General features: G+C 62.6%; 22 protein-coding genes. 11 read left to right on the forward strand and 11 right to left on the reverse strand.

Annotated features, from left to right (window positions below; translation table 11 throughout):
* Window positions 1-303 precede the first annotated feature (303 nt).
* The 3 genes from ABID19_RS10475 to ABID19_RS10485 all read left to right on the forward strand — a co-directional run bounded on the left by ABID19_RS10475 (window position 304) and on the right by ABID19_RS10485 (window position 2,990).
* Window positions 304-663: a septal ring lytic transglycosylase RlpA family protein gene (locus tag ABID19_RS10475; protein ID WP_354490229.1), complete on the forward strand. Its 360-nt coding sequence runs from the start codon at window positions 304-306 to the stop codon at window positions 661-663.
* A 270-nt stretch (window positions 664-933) separates the two neighbouring features.
* A complete protein-coding gene (locus tag ABID19_RS10480; RefSeq protein WP_354490231.1) occupies window positions 934-2,211 on the forward strand; it encodes a polyhydroxyalkanoate depolymerase in 1,278 nt (425 codons plus the stop codon).
* Window positions 2,212-2,372: 161 nt separating this feature from the next.
* The gene (locus ABID19_RS10485; protein ID WP_354490233.1) at window positions 2,373-2,990 is read left to right on the forward strand and encodes a transglutaminase-like cysteine peptidase; all 618 of its coding nucleotides are present in this window, start codon (window positions 2,373-2,375) and stop codon (window positions 2,988-2,990) included.
* 6 nt (window positions 2,991-2,996) lie between these two features.
* Here ABID19_RS10485 and ABID19_RS10490 read toward each other — a convergent pair whose 3' ends face one another.
* The 4 genes from ABID19_RS10490 to ABID19_RS10505 are packed head-to-tail and all read right to left on the reverse strand — an operon-like array spanning window position 2,997 to window position 5,748.
* On the reverse strand, window positions 2,997-3,365 hold the full coding sequence (locus ABID19_RS10490; RefSeq protein WP_292166609.1) for a helix-turn-helix domain-containing protein: 369 nt from the start codon (window positions 3,363-3,365) through the stop codon (window positions 2,997-2,999).
* A gap of 10 nt (window positions 3,366-3,375) precedes the next feature.
* Window positions 3,376-3,918, reverse strand: coding sequence for a Smr/MutS family protein (locus ABID19_RS10495; RefSeq protein WP_354490235.1), 543 nt, complete (start codon window positions 3,916-3,918; stop codon window positions 3,376-3,378).
* On the reverse strand, window positions 3,915-5,021 hold the full coding sequence (mltA, locus tag ABID19_RS10500) for a murein transglycosylase A (protein ID WP_354490236.1): 1,107 nt from the start codon (window positions 5,019-5,021) through the stop codon (window positions 3,915-3,917). Before mltA ends, ABID19_RS10495 begins: the two co-directional genes overlap by 4 nt.
* Window positions 5,022-5,043: 22 nt before the next feature.
* Entirely contained in the window at window positions 5,044-5,748 is a 705-nt protein-coding gene (locus tag ABID19_RS10505; RefSeq protein WP_354490238.1) for a Tim44/TimA family putative adaptor protein, read from the reverse strand.
* Window positions 5,749-5,946: 198 nt separating this feature from the next.
* Between ABID19_RS10505 and ABID19_RS10510 the strand changes: the two genes are divergently transcribed.
* Window positions 5,947-6,447, forward strand: a complete 501-nt coding sequence (locus ABID19_RS10510) for an FxsA family protein (protein WP_354490664.1) — start codon at window positions 5,947-5,949, stop codon at window positions 6,445-6,447.
* Window positions 6,448-6,684: 237 nt separating this feature from the next.
* Window positions 6,685-7,185 (forward strand): protein-export chaperone SecB, encoded by a 501-nt coding sequence (gene secB / locus ABID19_RS10515; RefSeq protein WP_352936549.1) that lies wholly within the window; start codon window positions 6,685-6,687, stop codon window positions 7,183-7,185.
* Between the two features lie 241 nt (window positions 7,186-7,426).
* Here secB and ABID19_RS10520 read toward each other — a convergent pair whose 3' ends face one another.
* The 6 genes from ABID19_RS10520 to ABID19_RS10545 form a co-directional block, all read right to left on the reverse strand.
* A complete protein-coding gene (locus ABID19_RS10520; RefSeq protein ID WP_354490665.1) occupies window positions 7,427-7,714 on the reverse strand; it encodes a GIY-YIG nuclease family protein in 288 nt (95 codons plus the stop codon).
* A 227-nt stretch (window positions 7,715-7,941) separates the two neighbouring features.
* Window positions 7,942-8,661, reverse strand: coding sequence for a DNA polymerase III subunit epsilon (gene dnaQ / locus ABID19_RS10525; protein WP_354490240.1), 720 nt, complete (start codon window positions 8,659-8,661; stop codon window positions 7,942-7,944).
* Window positions 8,662-8,746: 85 nt separating this feature from the next.
* The gene (coaE, locus tag ABID19_RS10530) at window positions 8,747-9,349 is read right to left on the reverse strand and encodes a dephospho-CoA kinase (RefSeq protein ID WP_354490242.1); all 603 of its coding nucleotides are present in this window, start codon (window positions 9,347-9,349) and stop codon (window positions 8,747-8,749) included.
* Between the two features lie 5 nt (window positions 9,350-9,354).
* Window positions 9,355-10,197, reverse strand: coding sequence for a shikimate dehydrogenase (locus ABID19_RS10535; RefSeq protein WP_354490244.1), 843 nt, complete (start codon window positions 10,195-10,197; stop codon window positions 9,355-9,357).
* Entirely contained in the window at window positions 10,190-10,789 is a 600-nt protein-coding gene (locus ABID19_RS10540) for a Maf-like protein (protein WP_352936555.1), read from the reverse strand. The genes ABID19_RS10535 and ABID19_RS10540 overlap by 8 nt, the downstream gene beginning before the upstream one ends.
* Window positions 10,790-10,955: 166 nt before the next feature.
* Complete coding sequence (locus ABID19_RS10545) at window positions 10,956-11,777, reverse strand: pyruvate, water dikinase regulatory protein (protein ID WP_352936557.1); 822 nt, start codon at window positions 11,775-11,777, stop codon at window positions 10,956-10,958.
* A gap of 743 nt (window positions 11,778-12,520) precedes the next feature.
* Between ABID19_RS10545 and hemE the strand changes: the two genes are divergently transcribed.
* From hemE to rho, 3 genes are all read left to right on the forward strand, one after another.
* Window positions 12,521-13,549: a uroporphyrinogen decarboxylase gene (gene hemE, locus ABID19_RS10550; RefSeq protein ID WP_352936559.1), complete on the forward strand. Its 1,029-nt coding sequence runs from the start codon at window positions 12,521-12,523 to the stop codon at window positions 13,547-13,549.
* Window positions 13,546-14,088: a protoporphyrinogen oxidase HemJ gene (gene hemJ / locus ABID19_RS10555; RefSeq protein WP_352936561.1), complete on the forward strand. Its 543-nt coding sequence runs from the start codon at window positions 13,546-13,548 to the stop codon at window positions 14,086-14,088. The genes hemE and hemJ overlap by 4 nt, the downstream gene beginning before the upstream one ends.
* A 169-nt stretch (window positions 14,089-14,257) precedes the next feature.
* On the forward strand, window positions 14,258-15,523 hold the full coding sequence (gene rho, locus ABID19_RS10560; protein WP_027153631.1) for a transcription termination factor Rho: 1,266 nt from the start codon (window positions 14,258-14,260) through the stop codon (window positions 15,521-15,523).
* 219 nt (window positions 15,524-15,742) lie between these two features.
* Here the strand turns inward: rho and ABID19_RS10565 are convergent, their stop codons facing one another.
* Complete coding sequence (locus tag ABID19_RS10565) at window positions 15,743-17,761, reverse strand: thioredoxin domain-containing protein (protein ID WP_354490246.1); 2,019 nt, start codon at window positions 17,759-17,761, stop codon at window positions 15,743-15,745.
* A gap of 64 nt (window positions 17,762-17,825) precedes the next feature.
* Between ABID19_RS10565 and mnmE the strand changes: the two genes are divergently transcribed.
* The 3 genes from mnmE to rsmG all read left to right on the forward strand — a co-directional run bounded on the left by mnmE (window position 17,826) and on the right by rsmG (window position 21,907).
* Window positions 17,826-19,154 (forward strand): tRNA uridine-5-carboxymethylaminomethyl(34) synthesis GTPase MnmE, encoded by a 1,329-nt coding sequence (gene mnmE, locus ABID19_RS10570; RefSeq protein WP_354490247.1) that lies wholly within the window; start codon window positions 17,826-17,828, stop codon window positions 19,152-19,154.
* Between the two features lie 246 nt (window positions 19,155-19,400).
* Window positions 19,401-21,275 carry a tRNA uridine-5-carboxymethylaminomethyl(34) synthesis enzyme MnmG gene (gene mnmG / locus ABID19_RS10575; RefSeq protein ID WP_354490249.1) on the forward strand — a complete coding sequence of 625 codons (1,875 nt, stop codon included), beginning with the start codon at window positions 19,401-19,403 and terminating at the stop codon, window positions 21,273-21,275.
* Window positions 21,272-21,907, forward strand: a complete 636-nt coding sequence (rsmG, locus tag ABID19_RS10580; RefSeq protein WP_354490251.1) for a 16S rRNA (guanine(527)-N(7))-methyltransferase RsmG — start codon at window positions 21,272-21,274, stop codon at window positions 21,905-21,907. The genes mnmG and rsmG overlap by 4 nt, the downstream gene beginning before the upstream one ends.
* Window positions 21,908-21,928: the final 21 nt, after the last annotated feature.

Consider the following 21,928-nt stretch of genomic DNA (forward strand, 5'->3'; position numbering starts at 1 on the left):
GGAACTTCCTTTCCAAGTCGATCGTCGATTGCGCCATGACCGCGATGCAAGAATGAAAGGAAGAGATCCTATCACGCTCACCTGATCTTGTACCTTGACGCCTGATCTTGCCGAAGACATCTCGAACATCAGCGCAAACATCATCAAAGTTCCGCACTAGTCTCACAGAAACCCTCTGACAGATTGTTTCGCACCGACTCCAAACGTGTAACGTTGCCATGGAACCGCCAGATCGCTGCCGCATTTGCCGCCTCATTTCGCCCTAACGGCTTCGGGTCTGTCAACGGAGCCCGTTTCCCACAAATGAAGAAGTCCAACCAGACCGCGCTTGTCGCGGCGACGATCGCGGCTGGCCTGATGGTCGGCGCATCCACCTCCCCTGCCGCCGCTCAATGCGGCCGCGCCTCCTGGTACGCGCTGCATTCGAAGACCGCTTCGGGCGAGCGGATGAACCCGTCGGCGCTGACCGCCGCGCACCGCACCTTGCCTTTCGGTACAAAGCTGAAGGTCACCAACCGCAACAACGGCCGCAGCGTCGTCGTGCGCATCAACGACCGCGGCCCGTTCATCAAGGGCCGCGTGATCGACCTGTCGAAGGGCGCCGCCAGGCGGCTCGGCTTCATCGGCTCGGGCCATACCTCTGTGTGCACGGCCCGCGTATGAAACCTGGCGTTTGAGACGTGCTGTCCGGCCTCGCAGCCGGATGGCCGCGAACCTGAAGCGATTGCCCGTGCCTTCCCCCGCGCCTTCGCAGTCGCACAATAAGCCGGCTCGCACCGTTCAACGCCGATTTTCAACGCCTTGGACGAAAGGATAAGCATAAATCACGTCACTTGACGTATTGCATCGCAGCAATTTGTTGTTAACGTCCGCGCGAGACATCTAAGGCTCGGCGCTGCCGTCGTCCCTTTGGTCGCAGCAGCGGGGTTCTCGATGTTCTACCAGCTTTACGAATTGAACCACGCCGCCCTGCAGCCGGCCCGCCTCTATGCCGATGCGGTGCGGATGCTCTACACCAATCCGCTCAATCCGCTTTCGCACACGTCCTGGGGCCGCTCGGTCGCGGCAACGGCCGAATTGTTCGAGCGCACGACGCGCCGCTACAGCAAGCCGCAATTCGGCCTGGCGAAGACTGTGGTCGACTGGAAAAGCGTCGAGGTCACCGAAAAGACAGTGTGGTCGCGGCCCTTCTGCAATCTGCTCCGTTTCGAGCGGGCGGTTCCCGCCGGCCGCCGGCCCGATCCGAAGCTGCTGATCGTGGCGCCGATGTCGGGCCATTATGCGACGCTGCTGCGCGGCACGGTCGAGGCGATGCTGCCCCATGCCGACGTGCACATCACCGACTGGGTCGACGCCCGCATGGTGCCGCTCAGCGACGGCAGCTTCGACCTCGACGACTATATCGACTACATCATCGACATGCTGCACGCGCTGGGGCCCGACACTCATGTCATGGCGGTGTGCCAGCCCTCGGTGCCGGTGCTGGCGGCAGTGGCGCTGATGGAAACGCGCGGCGACCCGTTCGTTCCCTCGACGATGACGCTGATGGGCGGGCCGATCGACACCCGCCGCAATCCGACCGCGGTCAATCTTCTGGCCGAGGAAAAGGGCATCGACTGGTTCCGCGACAACGTCATCATGCAGGCGCCATGGCCGGTGCCGGGTTTCGGCCGCGAGGTCTATCCCGGTTTCCTGCAGCTTTCGGGCTTCATGAGCATGAACCTCGACCGCCACATCATCGCCCACAAGGACTTCTTCATGCATCTGGTGAAGCATGATGGCGACAGTGCCGAGAAGCACCGCGACTTCTACGACGAATATATGGCGGTGATGGATCTGACGGCGGAATTCTACCTGCAGACGGTCGACACCGTGTTTGTCCGCCATGCCTTGCCCAAGGGCGAAATGACGCATCGCGGCGTGGCCGTCGATCCCTCAGCGATCCGCAATGTCGCCCTGTTCACGGTCGAGGGCGAGAACGACGACATTTCCGGCCTCGGCCAGACCCAGGCCGCGCACGATCTGTGCGTCAACATCCCCGCCGACAGGCACGCCCACTACATGCAGCCGGCGGTCGGCCATTACGGCGTCTTCAACGGCTCGCGCTTCCGCTCCGAAATCGTGCCACGCATCGTCGACTTCATCACCAGCTATGGCCGCCAGACCCGCGTTGCAGTGAAGCCGAAGCTGGTCCGCACCGCCAAAAAGTAAGATGAGGCCCGGATGGTAGCAGCCGCTCAAATCGACCTGTTGCACAATAGCCGCGCTTTCGGCCGTGCCGGTAACCATGTCGCAAATCTGGCCGTTCGTATAATTGACGGGACTGTTAATCGCCCTTAACGTTTCGTTAACAACAAGGGACGAGGGGGACAATGATTTCCTCACCAATGGCGAGAAAGGTGCGCGTGTGCGCACTCGCAGGGCTGGTACTTGCGGCAGGCTGGTCGACGGCGGCTTCGGCGGCCGGACCAATGGCAACCGGCGGCCCGACATCGCAGCCGATCGGCCATTACGATTTCTGCAAGACCAATCCGGCAGAATGCTCGATCCGCCCGGGCGATCTCTCTCCCGCCACCATGACCGGCTCGCTCTGGCGCAAGATGCTCAGCGTCAACGCCAAGGTCAACGCCTCGGTCAAGCCGATAAGCGACTTCGACATCTACGGCAAGGACGAGGTCTGGGCCTATCCGGCCAAGGGTGTTGGCGACTGTGAGGACTATGTCCTGGAGAAGCGTCGCGAATTGAACCGCTTGGGCGTGTCGTACGCCGATCTTCTGATGACCGTGGTGCGCAAGCCCGACGGCGAGGGCCATGCAGTGCTGACGGTGCGCACGAGCAAGGGCGACTACATCCTCGACAATCTGGACGAAAAGGTCCGCTCATGGGACCGGACCGGCTACCGCTTCCTCAAGCGGCAGGCGATCGACAATACCGGCCGCTGGGTCTCGATCCGTGACGGCCAGCAGGTTCTGGTCGGCGCGGTCCAGTAGCGGTTATCACTTTGGCTGCTTCAGCGCGGCACGGATCGATGCTGTGATGCGGCGAAGCTCGGCTTCGTCGAGTTTTTCGATGTTTTCGGCCAGAAGATTGGCGAGCTCGGTGGCGGCGGGAGTAAGGCCCGACGTGTCGAGCTTCACCCGCGGGTGCGAGGTCTCGGCCAGCCGCGCGAGTTCCTCCGCATCGTCCCATATGACATTGAAATAGCCGATGATCTTCTGGATCAGCGTCCAGGTCGGCGCGCCGCGGCGGCCATGCTCCAGCGCCGACAGATAGGCGGCACTGACACCGATCGCCTCGGCCATGGCCTTTTGGCTGACGCCGCGTTCACTTCGCAGCGCGCGAAGCTTTTCGCCGAACGGGGTCACAAGTTCGTCCTCATGCGCGCGCCCTTCGCAGGCGGACATAGAGCGCGCCCGAGCCGCCATGGTTGCGGGCGGCATGGTCGTGGCTGGAGACGAGCGGCCTGAATGCCGGGGTCGCCAGCCAGGCCGGCACGGCGCGGCGCAACACACCGTCGCCGCCCGACGAGGAACCCTTGCCGGTAATGACCAGCACATAGCGGATGCCGCCGGCATGCGCCCGGTGGAGGAAGGAGAACAGTAACGAATAGGCCTCGTCCTGGGTCAGGCCGTGCAGGTCGACGCGGCCTTCGATCGGCAACCGCCCCTTCGAGAGCTTCTCCAGCGTCGGTTCGTCGAGCGCATGCGAAACGTGCTGCGTCTTTGCTTTCGCAGCCGCAGCCGGAGCCATGGCCTGGGCACGCGGCGGCTTCGTATCATCGCCAATTTCAGGGCCGATTTCAGGGCCGATGTCGGGACTGGTGACGGCGGTCCTGCCCTTCAGCGGCTTGGCCGTTCGCGCCACCAGGTTCCACAGGACCCGGTCGTCCTCGCTCAGCCTGTCGATGCGCCGGGTCATCGCCTCGCTCCCGGAACAAGCCGACGCGGCAGCAGCGCATAGAAGTCGGCAGGATTGCGGACGACGCCGGCGATCTCGCCGGCCGCATGTCCCGTTCCGGCGAACAAATCGCCGCGGGCCGGGCCGGTGATGGCCGAGCCGGTGTCCTGCGCGATCATCAAACGCCGGAACGGCTTTCCGTCGAAGGCGCTCAGCGACGGCGCGTCGATGTAGAACGGCGTGCCGAATGTATGGAGCAGACGGTCGACGGCGACGGAACGGCCCGGCGTCAGCGGCACCTTTGCGGCCGCGATGGGCCCGAGTGCCGGGTCGTCAACTGCCGCCTCGCGGAAGAAAATATAGGAGCGGTTGCGCCACAGGATCTCGTAGACGCGGGCCGGATGCGCCTTGAACCAGGCGCGGATCGACTGCATGGTCACCGCTTGCAGCGGGATTTCGCCTAGCTCACTCAGGATCCTGCCCGGTCCGGTAAAGCGCTGGCCGGATTTGGCGGCATAGGTGACACGGCAAAGCCGTCCGTCGGTCATGGTGAGCCGGGCAGAACCCTGCACATGGATGAAGAAGGCGTCGACCTTGTCGGCGAGCCAGGCGATTTCCAGGCTCCTGTCTGCAAGCGCGCCGCGCTCGATCTCGCCACGGTCGAAATATTCGACCGGTCCGTCAGGCGTGTCGCGGCCGAAGGCGAGATACGGGTCCATGCCGGGCGGCCGGTTGGCGTCGTCGATATCGACGAGATCGGCCGGGCGCGACAGCAGCGGCACCGTAAACCGTTCGGTTCGCACCGGTGAAGCGTCGACCACGGGTTCATAGAAGCCGGTTACCAGGCCGGCGCCACCGCTTTCCGCCCCTACGCGTGCCGGAACGAAATGATGCTCGAAGAAAGCACGGGCTTGCGCTCGGTCGGCTGGCGCAACCGTACGGGCTGCAGCGTAGGCTTCAGTGAAGGCATCGAAGGCGACGCCGAGCCCGCCGGAACGATAGGGTTTTGTCAGGACATGAAAGGCCGAACGCCTGAAAGCAGCGAACGCAGCCAGATGGTCGTCCTCGTCCCAGCCGGGCAGATCGTCAAAGGATTTTTCGCTGAAGGCCTGAGAAAGCGACACGACAGCCCCCGCCGCCGTCAGTTCAGTCTTCTTCTTCGGTGGCGACGAGCTTCCAGTTCGGATCGCGCGAGCGCGTATCGCGGGCGAAGGTCCAGACATCCTTGACTTCGGCGACGGTCTCGGGATCGCCATCGATGACGGCGCCGGCCTTGTCGCGCGTCGCCGAAATCAGCTCGCTGACGATGCGCAGCGTGATATGCGCCTCGCCGCCCTTCATCTCGGCGGAAACGATGTCAGCCTTGTCGATGCCGACGAAGGAAGACTGGATCTTTTCCGATTTCGCCTCGCGGTCGCCGATGGCCGCGACAAAGCCGTCATAGACCTCGCGCGACAACAGGTTCTTGAGCGTCTTGCGGTCGCCATCGGCATAGGCCATGACGATCATTTCATAGGCCATCTTGGCGCCGTCGACGAAGGTCTTGGGGTCGAATGACGGATCATTGTCCTTGATCGTGCGCAAGCCCTTGTTGAGATCGGTGTCCGGCTTGGCAAAGGCGTCGATCGCCGCATAGGCGTCGATGGCCGGCTCTCCCGGCGCCCGCTTGCGCGGCAGCGAGACCACATTCTCGGATTTCTGGGCTGCGTCCTCGCGCGTTCGGCTCGCCGTATAGGGGTCGAAGGGCGGGCGCTCGCTGCCGGTGCGGCGGCCGAGCACATTGCGCAGCTGGAAAAAGATCACAACCGCCGCAATCAGAAAGAAAATCGTGCCGAAGTCGAAGAATCCCATATCTTCCGCCAATCAATCCCTACTCCGGCCGGACCACCGGCCTAACAATGGCCGCGGTCGCATAGCGTTCAACATTCAAAGCATATAGAACGCAAGGTGCAATCATTCAAATCAAAGGCAGGCATACCTATCTAAAAGGTCAAGTGCCAGCGGCGATTGCTCGCCGGCCGGCAAAACATGGAAACGATCGGTCAAGATTTGCGTATTTCGCTGCTTCCCCTGTTCATACTCGCACTTCCGCTGCTGGAGATCGCCGGCTTCGTGGTCGTCGGCCGCCAGGTCGGCGCCCTGGCGACGGTCGGCCTGGTGCTGGCGTCGAGCATCGCCGGCGCGATGTTGCTGCGATATCAGGGTTTCGGCGTCATGGCGCGGGTCCGTGCCGAGATGGATGCCGGTCACGATCCCAGCCGCCAGCTCGCGCATGGCGCCATGATCGTTCTGGCGGCGATCCTGCTCATCATTCCCGGCTTCATAACAGACATTTTCGGCATTCTGCTGTTCCTGCCGCCGGTGCGCGACCTTGCCTGGCGCCTGTTGAAAGGCCGCATCGTGCTCGCGACCAATTTCGGCACCGGCGGGTTCCGGGCGAGGCCGCGCGACAAGACCATCGATCTTGACGACGGCGATTATTCGCGCGGCGACGATCACGGGCGCGGACCGGATCACAATTCTCCATGGCGCCGCCTCAAGGACGACTGAAGCGCGTCGCGTTGAAGCGGATTCAAATCGAAGCGCTTTAAGCCTTCGTTTTATGCTTGTCGTTGTCCCAAAACCGCTGCGCACCTTCGGGTCACGCCCGAGCGCATGCTTTGGGCGACTGCACTAAGAGCGGCGAAGGGGAGGGTCGGCAAACCTTGTCTTGTCATGCCGACCATGGTAGCGAACGCCCGATTTCAATCCGGTCAGCAACGCTGCCCAGGCAAAAGGACAAGGCTTATGGCCAGCAAAGACGACGCGCCGACCGGCGCGGCCAATGGCAACGGCAACGCGGCGCAGCCTTCCCTCAACGTGCTCGCCCAATATGTGAAGGATCTTTCCTTCGAAAGCCCCGGCGCGCCGAACTCGCTGCGCGGCCGCGACAAGGCCCCCGGCATTGCCATCAACGTCAATGTCAACGCCAACCCGCTTTCGGACAAGCAGTTCGACGTCAATTTGACCCTGAACGCCAAGGCGTCCTTCGATCAGGAAGTGCTGTTCAACGTCGAGCTGGTCTATGGCGGCGTGTTCGCCATCAGCGGCTTCCCGCAGGAGCATATGCTGCCGCTGCTGTTCATCGAATGCCCGCGGCTCTTGTTCCCGTTCGCCAGGCAGATCATTGCCGAGGCGACGCGCAATGGCGGCTTCCCGCCCCTGATGCTCGACCCGATCGATTTCGCGCAAATGTTCCAGCAGAAGCTGGCCGAGGACCAAGCCGCCGGCAAAGTGCAGGCGAGCTGAGAGGGCTTGCTCGGTAGCGTTTGAAAAGCCCGGCTTCGCGCCGGGCTTTTTGTTGGGACGAGTTGGAAGGCCGTTCCTTTCAGTGGCCAGTCTCAACGGCAAATCGCCAACGTTCGAGATTAGCAGAACCACCCCTTCCTTCGTCATCCCAGGGCGGAGCAAGGAGCGAAGCGACGCGGCGCAGACCCTGGGATCCATGCCGTTACCTCGCGGCAGTGCTCCTACCGACCAGAACCGAATGCTACCATCCCGTTCCGCGAAAAAGCTCGAACCACTCCGGATTGGTCTTCTCTATCAGCTCTATCTTCCATTGGCGCGGCCAGCGCTTCAGCGAATTCTCGCGCTGGATGGCGTCGCGAATGTCGAAATGCTCCTCGTACCAGACCAGACGCTGCACACCGTAGCGACTGGTGAAGCGCGAGCCTGCGCCGGATTTGTGCTCCGGCATGCGGCGGCCGAGATCATTGGTGACGCCGATGTAGATCGTGCCGCGCTTCTGGCTTGCGGTCATATAGGCATAGCCGGTCATGATTGAAGGGTAGCTGGCGCCGTTGCGGAGACAAGCGTCGTTCTGAGCCGCTGCATTCTTCGGCAGATGTAACGGCATGGATCCCAGGGTCTGCGCTCCGCTTCGCGTCGCTCCGCCCTGGGATGACGAAGGGAGGGGTGTTTCAGCTAATCTCGAGGATTTGCGATTTGCCAGGAACTGAACCATCAACGTCCGCACGCCGATCAGCTTCCAACCCTTCAAAATCGCTATGCCGCGGAACTTGCTTCCGGGGCGACGCGCAACCAGAGCGCCTTTTCGCCCAGCGTGCCGACCATGCTGGCGTGCGCGGTGCGATCTGCATCGGTCAGACGAGACGGCAGCGCTATCGGCCGCACGCCGATGCTGATGTCGATATCGTCGACGTTTCTCCTGCCGCCGGCCGGCGCCGTGGCACTGTCGAGGATCAGCGCGGCCTGCTTACCGCCGATGAGCTCGATATAGACCTCGGCCAGCAATTCAGAATCGAGCAGCGCGCCGTGCTTGGTGCGACGGGCATTGTCGATCCCGTAACGCCGGCAGAGCGCGTCCAGCGAATTCGGCCCCATCGGATGCTTGCGGCGCGCCAGCGCCAGCGTGTCGACGACAAGACCGGGGTCAACGACAGGATGGCCCAGCCGACCAAACTCGACATTGAGGAAGGCGATGTCGAAAGTGGCGTTGTGAGCGACAAGCTTGGCGCCGTCGATGAAGGCGAGGAATTCCTCGGCGATGTCGCTAAAGGTGGGCTTGCCCATGAGATCGGCGGCGCTGATGCCATGAACCGCCTGCGCCTCTGCATGAATCGGTCGTCCCTGCGGATTGATGTAGTGGTGGAAGGTGCGGCCGGTCGGGAACCGATTGACCAGCTCGATGCAGCCAAGCTCGATGACGCGGTCATCGCGGAAATCGAGTCCGGTGGTTTCCGTGTCGAAGATGATCTCACGCATCGAATCAGTCCGTTTGTTCCGGCGTCATTTTAGCCGAATCATGATGGGAACAAAATGGCAACAGGTAATGTCGGCTGCAAGCCTCTTAATCGGGCCTAGCTGCCTTATCCCCGGCTAGTTCGGCAACGATCGCATTGACCGCCGCGCGTGCCGCATCAAAACCCTGTCCGGTGTCGATGACAAAATCGGCTTGGCTGCGCTTTTCGGCGTCGGGAACCTGCCTGGCCAGGATCGACGCTAGTTTCTCCTCGCTCATGCCCGGCCGCGCCAGCACGCGGGCACGCTGGATTTCGGGCGAGGCGGTGACGACCACGACCTTGTCGACGCGGTCGCGGCCGCCGGTTTCGAACAAAAGCGGGATATCGAGAACGACAAGCGACGCGCCGGCGGCGCGATTGCCGGCCAGGAAGGCGTCGGCGTCGGCGCGGACCAGCGGGTGGATGATCGCTTCCAGCCGTTTCAGCGCGGCAGCATCGCCGAGCACCCGCTCGGCCAGTTTTGTGCGATCGACCGAACCGGATTTGGTGGTTCCGGGAAAAGCCGCCTCCACCAGCGGGGCCGCCTTGCCGGCGTAGAGGCGATGCACCGCCTCGTCCGAATCGTGGACGGGCACACCCGCCTCGGCAAACATCTTTGCCGTGGTCGACTTGCCCATGCCGATCGATCCGGTGAGACCGAGCACGATCATGCCTTCTACTCCTTGGCACCGAGATCAGCGACGATCATCTGCCGCAATTCGGCAGTGACCTCCGGCCTGATGCCGAACCAGCGCTCGAAGCCTGGCACCGCCTGGTGCAGCAGCATGCCGAGCCCGTCGACGGTCCTCAGGCCCCGCGCTTTGGCTGCGGCCAGCAATGGCGTTTCCAGAGGCACATAAATAATGTCGGTGACGATGGCATGGTCCGGCAGCCTGGCCGGGTCGGCTGACAGGCCTTCATTGCCGTGCATGCCGAGCGCCGACGTGTTGACCAGCAGGCCGGCATCGGCAAGCAGCTCGCCGGTCGCAGCTATGCCGTGGGCCGAGATCCCGGCGCCGAAACGGTCTCGCAGTTCCTGCGCCCTCGCAAGCGTCCGGTTGACGATCCGGATGTCGCTGATGCCGCGCTCGATCAGCGCCTGGATGACCGCGCGGGAGGCGCCGCCGGCGCCGAGCACCACGGCCGGGCCATTGTCTGCCCAGCCGGGCGCATGCTCGTCCAGATTGGCGGCAAAGCCATGGCCGTCGGTGTTGCCGCCCCACAAAGTTCCGCCCTCGAACCACAGCGTGTTGACTGCGCCGATCTCTTCGGCCGCATCGTCGCGGTGCGTTGCCAGCGCGAAGGCGGCCTCCTTGTGCGGGATGGTGACGTTGCCGCCACGGTAGCCATTCGCCTCGAGCGTGTTGACGAATTCGGCAAAATCGCCTGGCGCGACGTCGATAGCCCGGTAGCTGCCGTCGATCCCGTATGTCGCCAGCCAATAGGAGTGGATATTGGGCGACCGGGAATGGGCGACCGGATGGCCGGTGACGAAAGCCTTTTTCGATGCCTCAGCCATCGATGGCTCCGAGGTCACGCAGCTTGGCCAGAACGGGCAGAAGCGGCAGGCCGACAATGGTGAAATAGTCGCCCTCTATTCTTTCGAACAGCTGGATGCCTTCGCCTTCGATCTGGTAGGCGCCGACGCTGGACAGCGCCTTGACGCCGACGCGCGCCAGATGGCGACCGATGAAGGCCGGATCTAGCTTGCGCATGGTCAGGCTGGCAATGCCGACATGCCGCCACAGAACCGCGCCGTCGCGGGCCAGCACCACGGCGCTGTTGAGCTGATGGGTCTTGCCCGACAACGCCAAGAGATGTCGGCGCGCGGCTTCCATGTCGGCCGGCTTGTGGAACACCTCGTCGCCGAGTGACAGCGTCTGGTCGCAGCCGAGCACCAGGGCGCCGGGCTTTCGCTCGCTGACCTCCGTGGCCTTGGCCTCGGCGAGCACCAGGGCGACGTCCTCGGGCGAAATACCGCTGCCCTGCAGGGGCGCCTCAAGCGCGCGCTCATCGACGTCCGCCGGGACCGCCTCGATGGCAACGCCGGCATTGACGAGCATCGCCTTACGGAACGGACTGCCTGAGGCAAGGGTGATTTTCTCGGTCATGGTTTTTCGTCCGGTTTCTGGCACCGACTAGGGTGTTGAGATTCAGGTCAGGCCGAGTCGAAAATGGTGGCTTCCGAGAACCGGAGCGGAGCGTACTTTCGTACGTGAGCACCGGAAGCGCAGGAAGCCGCGATTTGCAGGCCGGCATCACCTGAATATCGACGCCCTAGCGCGTCTTTCCCCGCAGGGCAACGATCGCCGCCGCCGTCTCCTCGATCGAGCGGCGGCTGACGTCGATCATCGGCCAGCCGTGCCGGGTGCAGATCTGGCGGGCGTAGGCGAGTTCCTCAGTAATCGCAGCCCGGTCGACATAGTCCGTCGGCTCGTAGGCGCTGGTATTGCCGAGGATGCGGTTCTGGCGGACCTGCGATATGCGTTCCGCGGTGGCAATCAGCCCGACGATCAGCGGCGTCCTGGCGTTGACCAGGCTTTCCGGCACCGGCACGCCGAGCACGATCGGGATGTTGGCGGTCTTGATGCCGCGATTGGCGAGATAGATGCTGGTCGGCGTCTTCGAGGTGCGCGAAATGCCGACGAGCACAATGTCGGCGTCATCCATATTGGCGGGCAGCTGGCCGTCATCATGCTCCATGGTGAAGTTGAGCGCATCGATGCGGCGAAAATATTCGGCGTCGAGAACATGCTGGGCGCCGACGCGGCGCCCGGCCGGCGTGCCGAGATAGGACTGGAAGACGGTCAGCACCGGTTCCAGCACGGAAACGCAAGGCAGGCCCATAGCCGCGCAGCGTTCGTCGATGCCGCGGGCGAGGTTCTGGTCGACCACCGTATAAAGGATGATGCCCGGTTCCTCCTCGATGTCCTCGAACACTTTCGTCACCTGCTTCTCGGTGCGGATGAGCGGATAGATATGCTCGATGGCGCGCGCATCCTTGTATTGCGCGGAAGCTGCGCGGCCGGCCGCCAGCAGCGTTTCACCGGTGGCATCGGAAATCAGGTGGAGGTGAAAGAAGCTCTGGGGTTTGTTCACAGGGTTCGTTCCAAGCTGTGGGCCGATGTGGATAAGGTCGGTCGGAAGATCGGCCGGTTCGGGGCGACTGTATCAGATGCCGGTTTGTCCACAATTCGATGCGCTGTCGGCTTCGTCGGGCGGTTGGGGACAAATCCGGGGACGGGCTTTTTCGACTCCGCCCTATCCACAGACCGATTTTCTTTGCGCGGGCGGCAAGGCATTGACTCCAGTCGGAAATTTTCAACTGTCCCCAATCCCCTCCTATCCGGCAGAGGAAGCACGCGACAATATGCTGGCTGGCCTTTTCCGGGGCAAAGCGGGACAGGAGACAACCACCGATACCAACAGACTCTTAGAATCATAAGATTCCTAGAAATAGAATATTTAATTATAGAGAAGCCTGGAGAGGCAGAGGTTTGACTCTTTGACTGGGCCTAAGAGAGATCATGAATGGTCGCTGCCGATCGGCCTTCAGCCGCCAATCTCCAGCATTTGCGATTGGCCGCAGGCCACCATGCCTTCGTCATCCCAGGGCGTAGCGAACGCGAAGCGGAGCGGAGACCCTGGGATCCATGCCGTGACATCGGAGCGCTGCTGCGATGCAGAACCTTTGATGCCGGCGGGACAGAGCGCTTTTATTCTGAACCGCCGCATTCTTAGGCTGATGTCACGGCATGGATCCCAGGGTCTCCGCCACGTCGCTTCGCTCCTGCTCCGCCCTGGGATGACGAAGGTCACCATACCGGAAAAGCGAGCGCTGGATGCCTGAAAACCGGATCATGCTGGACGTGTTGAAGGGCGAAGCGGTGTTTCCGCCGCCGCTCTGGATGATGCGCCAGGCCGGACGCTATCTGCCGGAATATCGGGAGACGCGCAGGAGGGCCGGGTCGTTCCTCGATCTCTGCTATAGTCCCGATCTTGCGGTAGAGGTGACGCTGCAGCCGATCGAACGCTTCGGCTTCGATGCCTCGATCCTGTTTTCCGATATCCTTGTCGTGCCGCATGCGCTGGGCCGCGACGTGCGCTTCGAGGAAGGGCGCGGGCCGCTGTTGACGCCGATCTTGGCCACCGAGATTGCGGCTCTCGACGGCGAAACGTTTCACGTGAATCTCGAACCGGTCTATGAGACGGTCAGGCGATTACGGGCAAAACTGCCTGACGAGACGACGCTGATTGGCTTCTGCGGCGCGCCGTGGACGGTGGCGACCTATATGATCGCCGGCCATGGCACGCCTGACCAGGCGCCGGCGCGGCTGTTCGCCTATCGCGAGCCGGCGGCTTTCTTGCAGCTGCTGAAATTGCTTGCCGACCACTCGGCCGCCTACCTGATCCGCCAGATCGAGGCCGGCGCCGATGTGGTGCAGATATTTGACTCCTGGTCGGGCGTGCTCGACGACGTTTCTTTCGAGGCCTTTTGCGTCAGGCCGGTGGCCGAGATCGTCAGGCAGGTCCGGGCCGTCCATCCCGACGTTCCGATCATCGGCTTTCCCAAGGGCGCCGGCACCCATTACTTGAGCTATCGCCAGAAGACCGGCGTGACGGGGCTGGGGCTCGACTGGACCGTGCCGTTGACGACAGCCAAGGAACTGCAGCACGGCGGCGCCGTGCAGGGCAATCTCGATCCGTTGCGGCTGGTGGCCGGCGGCAAGGCTCTAGCCGACGGCATCGACGCAATTCTGAAAGCACTGGGTAATGGGCCGCTGATCTTCAATCTCGGCCATGGCATCACGCCGGAGACGCCGATCGCCCATGTCGAGGCGATGCTGAAATTGGTGCGGAGCGCATCATGACGATGATGGGAAAAGGCACTGTGGAAGGTGGCACTGGCGCAATGCGCCGCGCGGCATCTGCAATTGCCATTTTCCTCGTTTTGGCTGGGCTGCTGTTCTTGTTTGGGCCTGACGATTTTTATCCCTGGGCAAAGGCGATCCACGTCATCGCAGTCATTTCCTGGATGGCGGGCATGCTCTATCTGCCGCGGCTGCTGGTCTACCATGCCGATGCCGAGAAAGGCTCGATCCAGTCGGAAACCTTCAAGGTGATGGAGCGCCGGCTGCTGCGCGGCATCATCAATCCGGCCATGGTCATCACTTGGGCGTTTGGCCTGTGGCTTGCCTGGAAAGGCTTCGGTTTTCAGGGCGGCTGGCTGCATGCCAAGATCGCCGCGGTGCTCGGCCTCTCAGCCGTTCATGGCTATCTGGCCGGCGCGGTTCGTAGATTTGCCGAGGACCGCAACGAAAAGCCCGCGAAGCACTGGCGGATCGTCAACGAGATCCCCACATTGCTGATGATCGTCATCGTCGTGCTGGTTATCGTAAAGCCTTTCTGAGGCCTCGACGACCTGCAAAAGGCGGCTTGCTCTTTCAATCGGCCGACGATAAAAGACGGGTCTTCCTTCCCGTCATGCGCCGCCCCATTCATCGCTTCGGCCGCGCCCGGCATTTGTCGCATCCCGCCGATATTTTCCCCATACTTACTCACTCAGAGTCCGTCTAATGATGCAAGAAATGAAACTCACAGAGTTCAAGAACAAGAAACCGCCAGAGCTGATCGCTTACGCCGAATCGCTCGAGGTCGAGAACGCCAGCGTCATGCGCAAGCAGGAGCTGATGTTCGCCATCCTGAAGAGGCTGGCGACGCAGGATATCGAGATCATCGGTGACGGCGTGGTCGAAGTGCTGCAGGACGGTTTTGGCTTCCTGCGCTCTGCCAACGCCAATTACCTGCCGGGTCCGGACGACATCTATATTTCGCCGTCGCAGATCCGCCGCTTCTCGCTGAAGACAGGCGATACGGTCGAAGGCCCGATCCGCAGCCCGAAGGAGGGCGAGCGCTATTTCGCCCTGCTCAAGGTCAATACGATCAATTTCGACGACCCGGAAAAGATCCGTCACAAGATCCATTTCGACAATCTGACGCCGCTTTACCCGACCTCGCGGCTGAAGATGGAAATGGACGTTCCGACCTCGAAGGACATCTCGGCCCGCGTCATCGACCTGGTGGCGCCGCTCGGCAAAGGCCAGCGCGCCCTGATCGTGGCGCAGCCGCGCACCGGCAAGACAGTGCTGTTGCAGAACATCGCCCATTCGATCACCACCAACCATCCCGAATGCTACCTGATCGTGCTCTTGATCGACGAGCGGCCGGAAGAAGTCACCGACATGCAGCGCTCGGTGAAGGGCGAGGTCGTCTCCTCGACCTTCGACGAGCCGGCGGTGCGCCACGTCCAGGTCGCCGAAATGGTGATCGAGAAGGCCAAGCGCCTGGTCGAGCACGGGCGTGACGTCGTCATCCTGCTGGACTCGATCACCCGCCTCGGCCGCGCCTACAACACCGTGGTCCCGTCATCCGGCAAGGTGCTGACCGGCGGTGTCGACGCCAATGCCCTGCAGCGGCCGAAGCGCTTCTTCGGCGCCGCCCGCAACATCGAGGAAGGCGGTTCGCTGACCATCATCGCCACCGCGCTGATCGACACCGGCAGCCGCATGGACGAAGTCATCTTCGAAGAGTTCAAGGGCACCGGCAACTCGGAAATCGTGCTCGACCGCAAAGTGGCGGACAAGCGCATCTACCCGGCCATGGACATCCTCAAGTCCGGCACCCGCAAGGAAGACCTGCTGGTCGCCCGCCAGGACCTGCAGAAGATCTTCGTGCTGCGCCGCATCCTGGCGCCGATGGGAACCACCGACGCGATCGAGTTCCTCATCGACAAGCTGAAGCAGACCAAGACGAATGCGGATTTCTTCGATTCGATGAATACGTAAGAGGTAGGGCGCGGCGATCCTTCGCGCCCCCTCTGTCCTGCCGGACATCTCCCCCACAAGGAAGATTGGCCGTCATGACTGATTTCGCCAACCATCAACTTTGCAAAAGGGACGCTGTCGGCGAAGCTGCCGATCTCCCCCCCAAAGTGGGGGAGATGTCCGGCAGGACAGAGGGGGGCGCCGTCCCTCCAGCGTTCCCGGTTCTGAGCACCTTTGCGCCTACTGACGATGTAACAGGCGCTCGAGTTCCTCAGCGCTCGTCACCACCGGCAGGCAGACCTGCCCCGTGCACAACCAGGAGCCGGGCTTATCGGTTGGCGGCAGGATACCGCCAGGCAGCGTCGGTCGATTCGCTTCTGCGCCGATCGGCACGATAATGTCGATCCGGCGCGGGTCCGGATTTCGATTCGCAACCGGAACAAGCCCAGGATTCTCCGGGTCATCCACCAGCACCAGTTTCAACGGCTCGATTGCCAGGGCGCAAGCGTTGACGACGCCCGCCTGGCCATAGGCTTGGTGCGCCGCACGTCCGGCCGCGTGTTCGGCGATTTTCCAGGTCTTTTCCTGCAATTCGAGATCGCCGGAGAGGGAGGACAATCGGACCATGGCCTCGATGATCTGGCCGGTGGCTGATGGAATGGCCTCGTCGACATCGCCCCTGATGCGGATCGGCACATCGCTGCTGTCCGAAGCGGTGAGATAGTAGCCGGTGTCGTCACCGTCGCGGTGCCATCGGTCGAGCTGCGCGATGAATTGGCCAGCCAGCTCGGCGTAACTCGATGTGCCGGTAGCCTCGAACAATGAGATCGCGGCATTGGCCATGGCGGCGTAGTCGCTCGACAGCGCCGGGAACAGCTTCTTTGCGCCAAGCATCGAATGCGGCAGACGGCTGTCTCGACCAGCCCTGGTAATGGCAGCGAAGGCCTGTTCTGCCGCCTCGATCCAGTCGATCCGTTTCAGGGCGCGCCCTGCTTCGGCGAGAGCCACGATGACCAAGCCGTTCCAGTCGGTCAGGATTTTTCCGTCCCGCCCGGGTCTGACGCGCTGCTCCCGGGTTGCCAGCAGTTTCTCTTTCAACTGAGTGAGCCGATCGCGATCGGCCACGCTTTGAGTTTGCTGGGCTTGCGTCTGGTGGATGATTGGCTTGCCCTCCCAGCCATGCGGGCCGGAAAGCGTGAAGTACTTGAAAAACAAGGGTGATTCGTCTCCGAGAGCGGTTTCTATCTCATCCTTGCTCCAGGTGTAGAACAACCCCTCCTCGCCTTCGCTGTCGGCGTCGAGGCTAGCGGCGAAAGCGTTGCCGTCGACGCGCATCTCGCGCAGAAGCCAGTCGACGCTCTCTTCGATTCGTATCCGGAACAAATCATTGCCCGACGCCGCATAGGCCCAATTGCAAAGCCGGATGAGCTGCGCATTGTCGTAGAGCATCTTTTCGAAATGTGGCACCAGCCATTCGGCATCGGTCGAATAGCGGCTCAGCCCGCCGCCGATATGGTCGTAGATCCCGCCTGCCAGCATCTTTTCGAGGCTGAGTAGAACGGCATCGCAGTGCGATGTGCTACCGTCGCGCAGCCACGACAGCCAAAGCGTCTGCATGAAAGGCGCATTGGGGAATTTAGGCGCGCCGCGCAGGCCGCCGAGATCCCTGTCGATCATGCCGTCGATGCCTTGGGCAAGGTTCGCGAGCGTGTCGCGGTCGAGCACGGCCTTGGCATGCGTGCCCGCCAGCCGCGCCTCGACATGCGTGGTCAGGCCGTCGGCGCTTTGGTTAACGCTTTCTTTCTTCTCCCGCCACGCCTTGTCGACCGCCTCCAGCACCTGGACGAAACCCGGCCGGCCGTAGCGTGTCTCGCGCGGAAAATACGTGCCGCCCCAGAAAGGCTTTCCGTCCGGCGTCAGGAACATGGTCAGCGGCCATCCGCCCTGCTCGCCCATCGAGGACAGTGCGGCCATATAGATCTGGTCGATATCAGGCCGCTCCTCGCGATCGACCTTGATATTGACGAAGAGACGGTTCATGACGGCGGCGACGTCGTCATTCTCGAAGCTTTCGTGGGCCATGACATGGCACCAGTGGCAGGCGGCGTAGCCGACCGAGAGCAGGATTGGCCGCTCCAGCGCCTTTGCTTCGGCGAGCGACGCCGGCGACCACGCCCGCCAATGCACCGGATTGCCGCTATGCTGCTGCAGATAGGGGCTGGCTTCATCGGCAAGTAGATTTTGCGCGGGTAATGTCACGGTCGGGCACTCGGCGAATTGTCAATGAGTAAGCGAAGCTAGGGCGGTTGGGCTGGGTCGGCAAATGATTTCAGGTGGTTCCATCGTTGCCCTGTCGAGCGGCCGCCTGCCCGCCGGCGTTGCCGTGATCCGGATCTCCGGCCCGCAAAGTCGATTCGTCGTCGAAACGATCGCGGGTTCGATGATTAAGAACCGTGTTGCGGCCTATCGCAAGTTCAGGGCGTCGGATGGATCGGTGCTCGACCACGGCCTGGTTATTTTCTTTGCCGGGCCGAACAGCTTCACCGGTGAGGACATCGCGGAGTTCCATGTCCATGGCGGGCGGGCCGTGGTGGCGAAGATGCTTGAGACGATCACCGGCTTCGACGGCGTCAGGCATGCCGAGGCGGGTGAATTCACCCGCCGCGCCTTTCTTAACGGCAAGGTCGACCTGGTAGAGACCGAGGCGCTGGCCGATCTCGTCAATGCCGAGACGGAGGCGCAGCGGCGCTTCGCCGTGCAGAATGCCGAAGGCGCGCAAAGCGAGCTCTACCAGGGCTGGCGCCGGCGGCTCATCCATGCGCGGGCGATGATCGAGGCAGAGATCGATTTTGCCGATGAAGACGATGTGCCGGGTTCCGTTGCAGAGACGGTGTGGTCGGACCTCCGGGCGATGATCGACGAGATCGAGCGCCATATTCAAGGGTTCCGGGCCGCCGAAATCATCCGCGACGGGTTCGAGGTCGTCATCCTCGGCGCACCGAATGCCGGCAAGTCGAGCCTGTTCAACGCGCTGGCCCGGCGCGAGGCAGCGATCGTCACGGAGGAGCCGGGCACGACCCGCGATCTACTCGAAGTGGTGCTGGACCTGGATGGGATGCGGGTAAGAGTGACCGATACCGCCGGCCTGCGCGAGACGCCCGGCAGGATCGAGGCCATCGGCATCGAAAGGGCAAGGAGCAAGGCCGGAACCGCCGATTTGCTCCTTCTGCTAGAGGATATGGTCGACCCGACCCCGATCGGCGCCATACCGGACGATATCCCGACATTGAGGATCGGGACGAAGGTCGATTTGATGCAGGAGGAATCGCTCGCGCCCGCGACACGCTACGACGCGGTCATCTCGACCAGGAACGGCACCGGGCTGGCGGAATTGCTGGCGGAAATCGGCCGTCGCGCAGCGGCGCAGATCGGCAAGGCCGGCGATGTCCTCCCGTCGCGGCTGCGGCACGTCGAGCTCCTCAACGAGACGAAACGCTTCCTGCTGGCAGCCTTGACTGAGGATGGGCGCGGGCAGGAGCTGCGGGCGGAAGAGTTGCGGCTCGCAGCAGATCGGCTTGGCCGGATTGTCGGCGCGGTTGATGTGGAGGACATGCTCGACGTCATCTTCTCGCAGTTCTGTATCGGGAAATGACTCACGTGAAACATCGCTGGCCAGCGCCGGGTGGTGTGAAACGCTAGGGAGGCAGGCGCCGTGGTGATTCACGTGAAACGTTGACGAGCAGGAGGAGACCGCCAATCTCGAATCTGTGAGTCGCTCGTCAATCACTGTGCCAACGCATCAGTTGCGCTGTTTCACGTGAAACGATTCGTCGAGCGTCCTTGACAGCGCCGGCTCTCGGCGACATGTGTCGGTCCACTTGAATTCGGGATTCTGTAAATGAGCGATCACTATGATGTGGTTGTGGTAGGTGGCGGCCATGCTGGTTGCGAGGCGGCCAGCGCTGCCGCGCGCGCCGGTGCCAAAACGGCGCTGGTGACACTGCGCTTCGACACGATCGGCGTCATGTCCTGCAATCCGGCGATCGGCGGGCTAGGCAAGGGCCATTTGGTTCGCGAGATCGACGCCATGGACGGGTTGATGGGGCGCGTCGCCGATGCGGCCGGCATCCAGTTCCGTCTGCTCAACCGCCGCAAGGGACCGGCAGTGCGCGGGCCGCGGACGCAGGCCGACAGAAAGCTTTACCGGCTTGCCATGCAAGCGGCGATTCGCGAGCAGGCCGGTCTCGATGTGGTCGAGGGCGAGGTTCTGGATTTCGAAATCGACAATGGGCGCATAGCAGCCGTGCTGCTGGCGGATGGCCGCCGGCTTGCCTGCGGCGCCGTGGTGCTGACCACCGGCACTTTCCTGCGCGGGCTGATCCATATCGGCGAGAAGAAGATCGTCGCCGGCCGCATGAACGAGCAGGCCAGCCTCGGCCTGTCGGCGACGATGAGCCGCGCCGGCTTCAAGCTGGGACGGCTCAAGACCGGCACGCCGCCGCGGCTGGATGGGCGGACGATCGATTGGGCGTCGCTTGAGAGCCAGGCTGCGGATGACGAGCCGGTGCCGTTCTCATTGATGACCGACCGCATCGCCAACCCGCAGATCCATTGCGGCATCACGCGTACGACTCCGGCCACACATGAGCTGATCCGCGCCAATCTGAGCCGCTCCGCGATGTATTCCGGCTCGATCGAAGGGGTGGGGCCGCGTTACTGCCCGTCCATCGAGGACAAGATCGTCAAATTTGGCGACCGCGAAGGCCACCAGATCTTTTTGGAGCCGGAAGGGCTGGACGACGATACCGTTTATCCGAACGGCATTTCGACCTCGCTGCCGGAGGATGTGCAGCTCGATATCCTGAAGACCATCCCGGGCCTCGAACGCGCAACCATGCTGCAGCCTGGCTATGCCATCGAATATGACCACGTAGATCCGCGCGAGCTCAAGCCGACGCTGGAAACCAAGCGAATCGCTGGCCTTTTCCTGGCCGGACAGATCAACGGCACCACAGGCTACGAGGAGGCCGGCGCGCAAGGGCTGCTGGCCGGCCTCAACGCTGCGCGGCAGGCGTCGGCGAGCGACCAGATCGTGCTCAGCCGCACCGAGGCCTATATCGGGGTGATGGTCGACGATTTGACCAGCCGCGGCATCGCCGAACCCTATCGGATGTTCACCTCGCGGGCCGAGTTCCGGCTGTCGCTGCGGGCCGACAATGCCGATGAGCGGCTGACGCCGCTGGCCATGAAGCTCGGCATCGCTTCGCCAGAGCGAATGCAACGGTTTAGCGACGTAGTGCAGGAGCTTGAAAAGGCGAGAAACCTTGCGCTGGGCACGACCATGACCCCCAACGAAGCGGCGCGCCATGGGCTCGAGATTAACAGGGACGGCGTCCGCCGCTCCGCCTATGAGTTGCTGGCTTATCCCGGTGTGGATGTGGCTTGGTTGACCCGGATAGCCCCGGAGTTTGGCTCAATCGACACCAAAACGGCCGAACGCCTAGAAACGGAGGCGAAATATTCGGTCTATCTTGATCGCCAGCAGGTGGATGTCACGCAGATCAGGCATGAGGAAAGCCGACTGATCCCCGCTTCGCTCGATTTTGCGACGGTTCCGGGCCTGTCCAACGAGCTAAAGCAGAAGATGCTGGCGCGCCAGCCGCGTTCTATTGCCGACGCACAGCGCATGGAAGGCATGACGCCGGCGGCGCTGGCGATCATCGTCGCACATGTCCGCAACGCCGAAGCTGCTGCGCGAAGGAATGTTGCGTGAGCGCTGCCTCATGGGTGAGCCTGCAGGAGGCTGCCGGCCCGGTTTCACGTGAAACATTCGAACGCCTGGTCGCGTTCGAGACGGTCTTCCAGAAATGGAACCGCCGGATAAACCTCGCCGCGCAATCGACGCAGGACGATGTCTGGCGCCGCCACATCCTTGACAGCGCGCAGCTTGCGCGAATCAGACCGGAGGCGAAGCGCTGGGTCGATCTCGGCTCAGGCGGCGGTTTTCCTGGCCTTGTTCTTGCCTTTCTGCTTGCCGAGCGTGACGGCGCCAGCATCGATCTGGTTGAAAGCAATCGGAAAAAAGCGTCGTTCCTGCAAGCGGTTGTCGGGCAATTCAACCTCCCCGCAAGAGTCGTCGCGCGGCGGATCGACGATGCCTATCCGCTTGTTTCGACACCTCAAATCGTCACCGCCAGGGCGCTCGCACCGCTTTCGACCCTACTCGACCTGTCGGCGCCGTGGCTGACGGCGGGCGCGTGCGGCCTGTTCCACAAAGGCCGGGATTACCGCGCCGAAGTGGCAGAAAGCGCTCAACGATGGTCATTCGATCTGGTAGAACATGCCAGCGCGACCGACGCTCATGGCGTCATCCTCGAACTGTCTGATTTGCGCCAACTGACTTAGATCGGCGACCTCGGAATGAAT

The organism is Mesorhizobium robiniae (assembly GCF_040545535.1).
Lineage (GTDB): Bacteria > Pseudomonadota > Alphaproteobacteria > Rhizobiales > Rhizobiaceae > Mesorhizobium > Mesorhizobium robiniae.

Coding starts and splice junctions, on each gene's coding strand:
- ABID19_RS10475 (WP_354490229.1), top strand. CDS start 304: ATGAAGAAGTCCAACCAGACCGCGCTTGTCGCGGCGACGATCGCGGCT.
- ABID19_RS10480 (WP_354490231.1), top strand. CDS start 934: ATGTTCTACCAGCTTTACGAATTGAACCACGCCGCCCTGCAGCCGGCC.
- ABID19_RS10485 (WP_354490233.1), top strand. CDS start 2,373: ATGATTTCCTCACCAATGGCGAGAAAGGTGCGCGTGTGCGCACTCGCA.
- ABID19_RS10495 (WP_354490235.1), bottom strand. CDS start 3,918: ATGACCCGGCGCATCGACAGGCTGAGCGAGGACGACCGGGTCCTGTGG.
- ABID19_RS10505 (WP_354490238.1), bottom strand. CDS start 5,748: ATGGGATTCTTCGACTTCGGCACGATTTTCTTTCTGATTGCGGCGGTT.
- secB (WP_352936549.1), top strand. CDS start 6,685: ATGGCCAGCAAAGACGACGCGCCGACCGGCGCGGCCAATGGCAACGGC.
- ABID19_RS10520 (WP_354490665.1), bottom strand. CDS start 7,714: ATGACCGGCTATGCCTATATGACCGCAAGCCAGAAGCGCGGCACGATC.
- dnaQ (WP_354490240.1), bottom strand. CDS start 8,661: ATGCGTGAGATCATCTTCGACACGGAAACCACCGGACTCGATTTCCGC.
- coaE (WP_354490242.1), bottom strand. CDS start 9,349: ATGATCGTGCTCGGTCTCACCGGATCGATCGGCATGGGCAAGTCGACC.
- ABID19_RS10535 (WP_354490244.1), bottom strand. CDS start 10,197: ATGGCTGAGGCATCGAAAAAGGCTTTCGTCACCGGCCATCCGGTCGCC.
- ABID19_RS10540 (WP_352936555.1), bottom strand. CDS start 10,789: ATGACCGAGAAAATCACCCTTGCCTCAGGCAGTCCGTTCCGTAAGGCG.
- hemE (WP_352936559.1), top strand. CDS start 12,521: ATGCCTGAAAACCGGATCATGCTGGACGTGTTGAAGGGCGAAGCGGTG.
- hemJ (WP_352936561.1), top strand. CDS start 13,546: ATGACGATGATGGGAAAAGGCACTGTGGAAGGTGGCACTGGCGCAATG.
- rho (WP_027153631.1), top strand. CDS start 14,258: ATGCAAGAAATGAAACTCACAGAGTTCAAGAACAAGAAACCGCCAGAG.
- mnmE (WP_354490247.1), top strand. CDS start 17,826: ATGATTTCAGGTGGTTCCATCGTTGCCCTGTCGAGCGGCCGCCTGCCC.
- mnmG (WP_354490249.1), top strand. CDS start 19,401: ATGAGCGATCACTATGATGTGGTTGTGGTAGGTGGCGGCCATGCTGGT.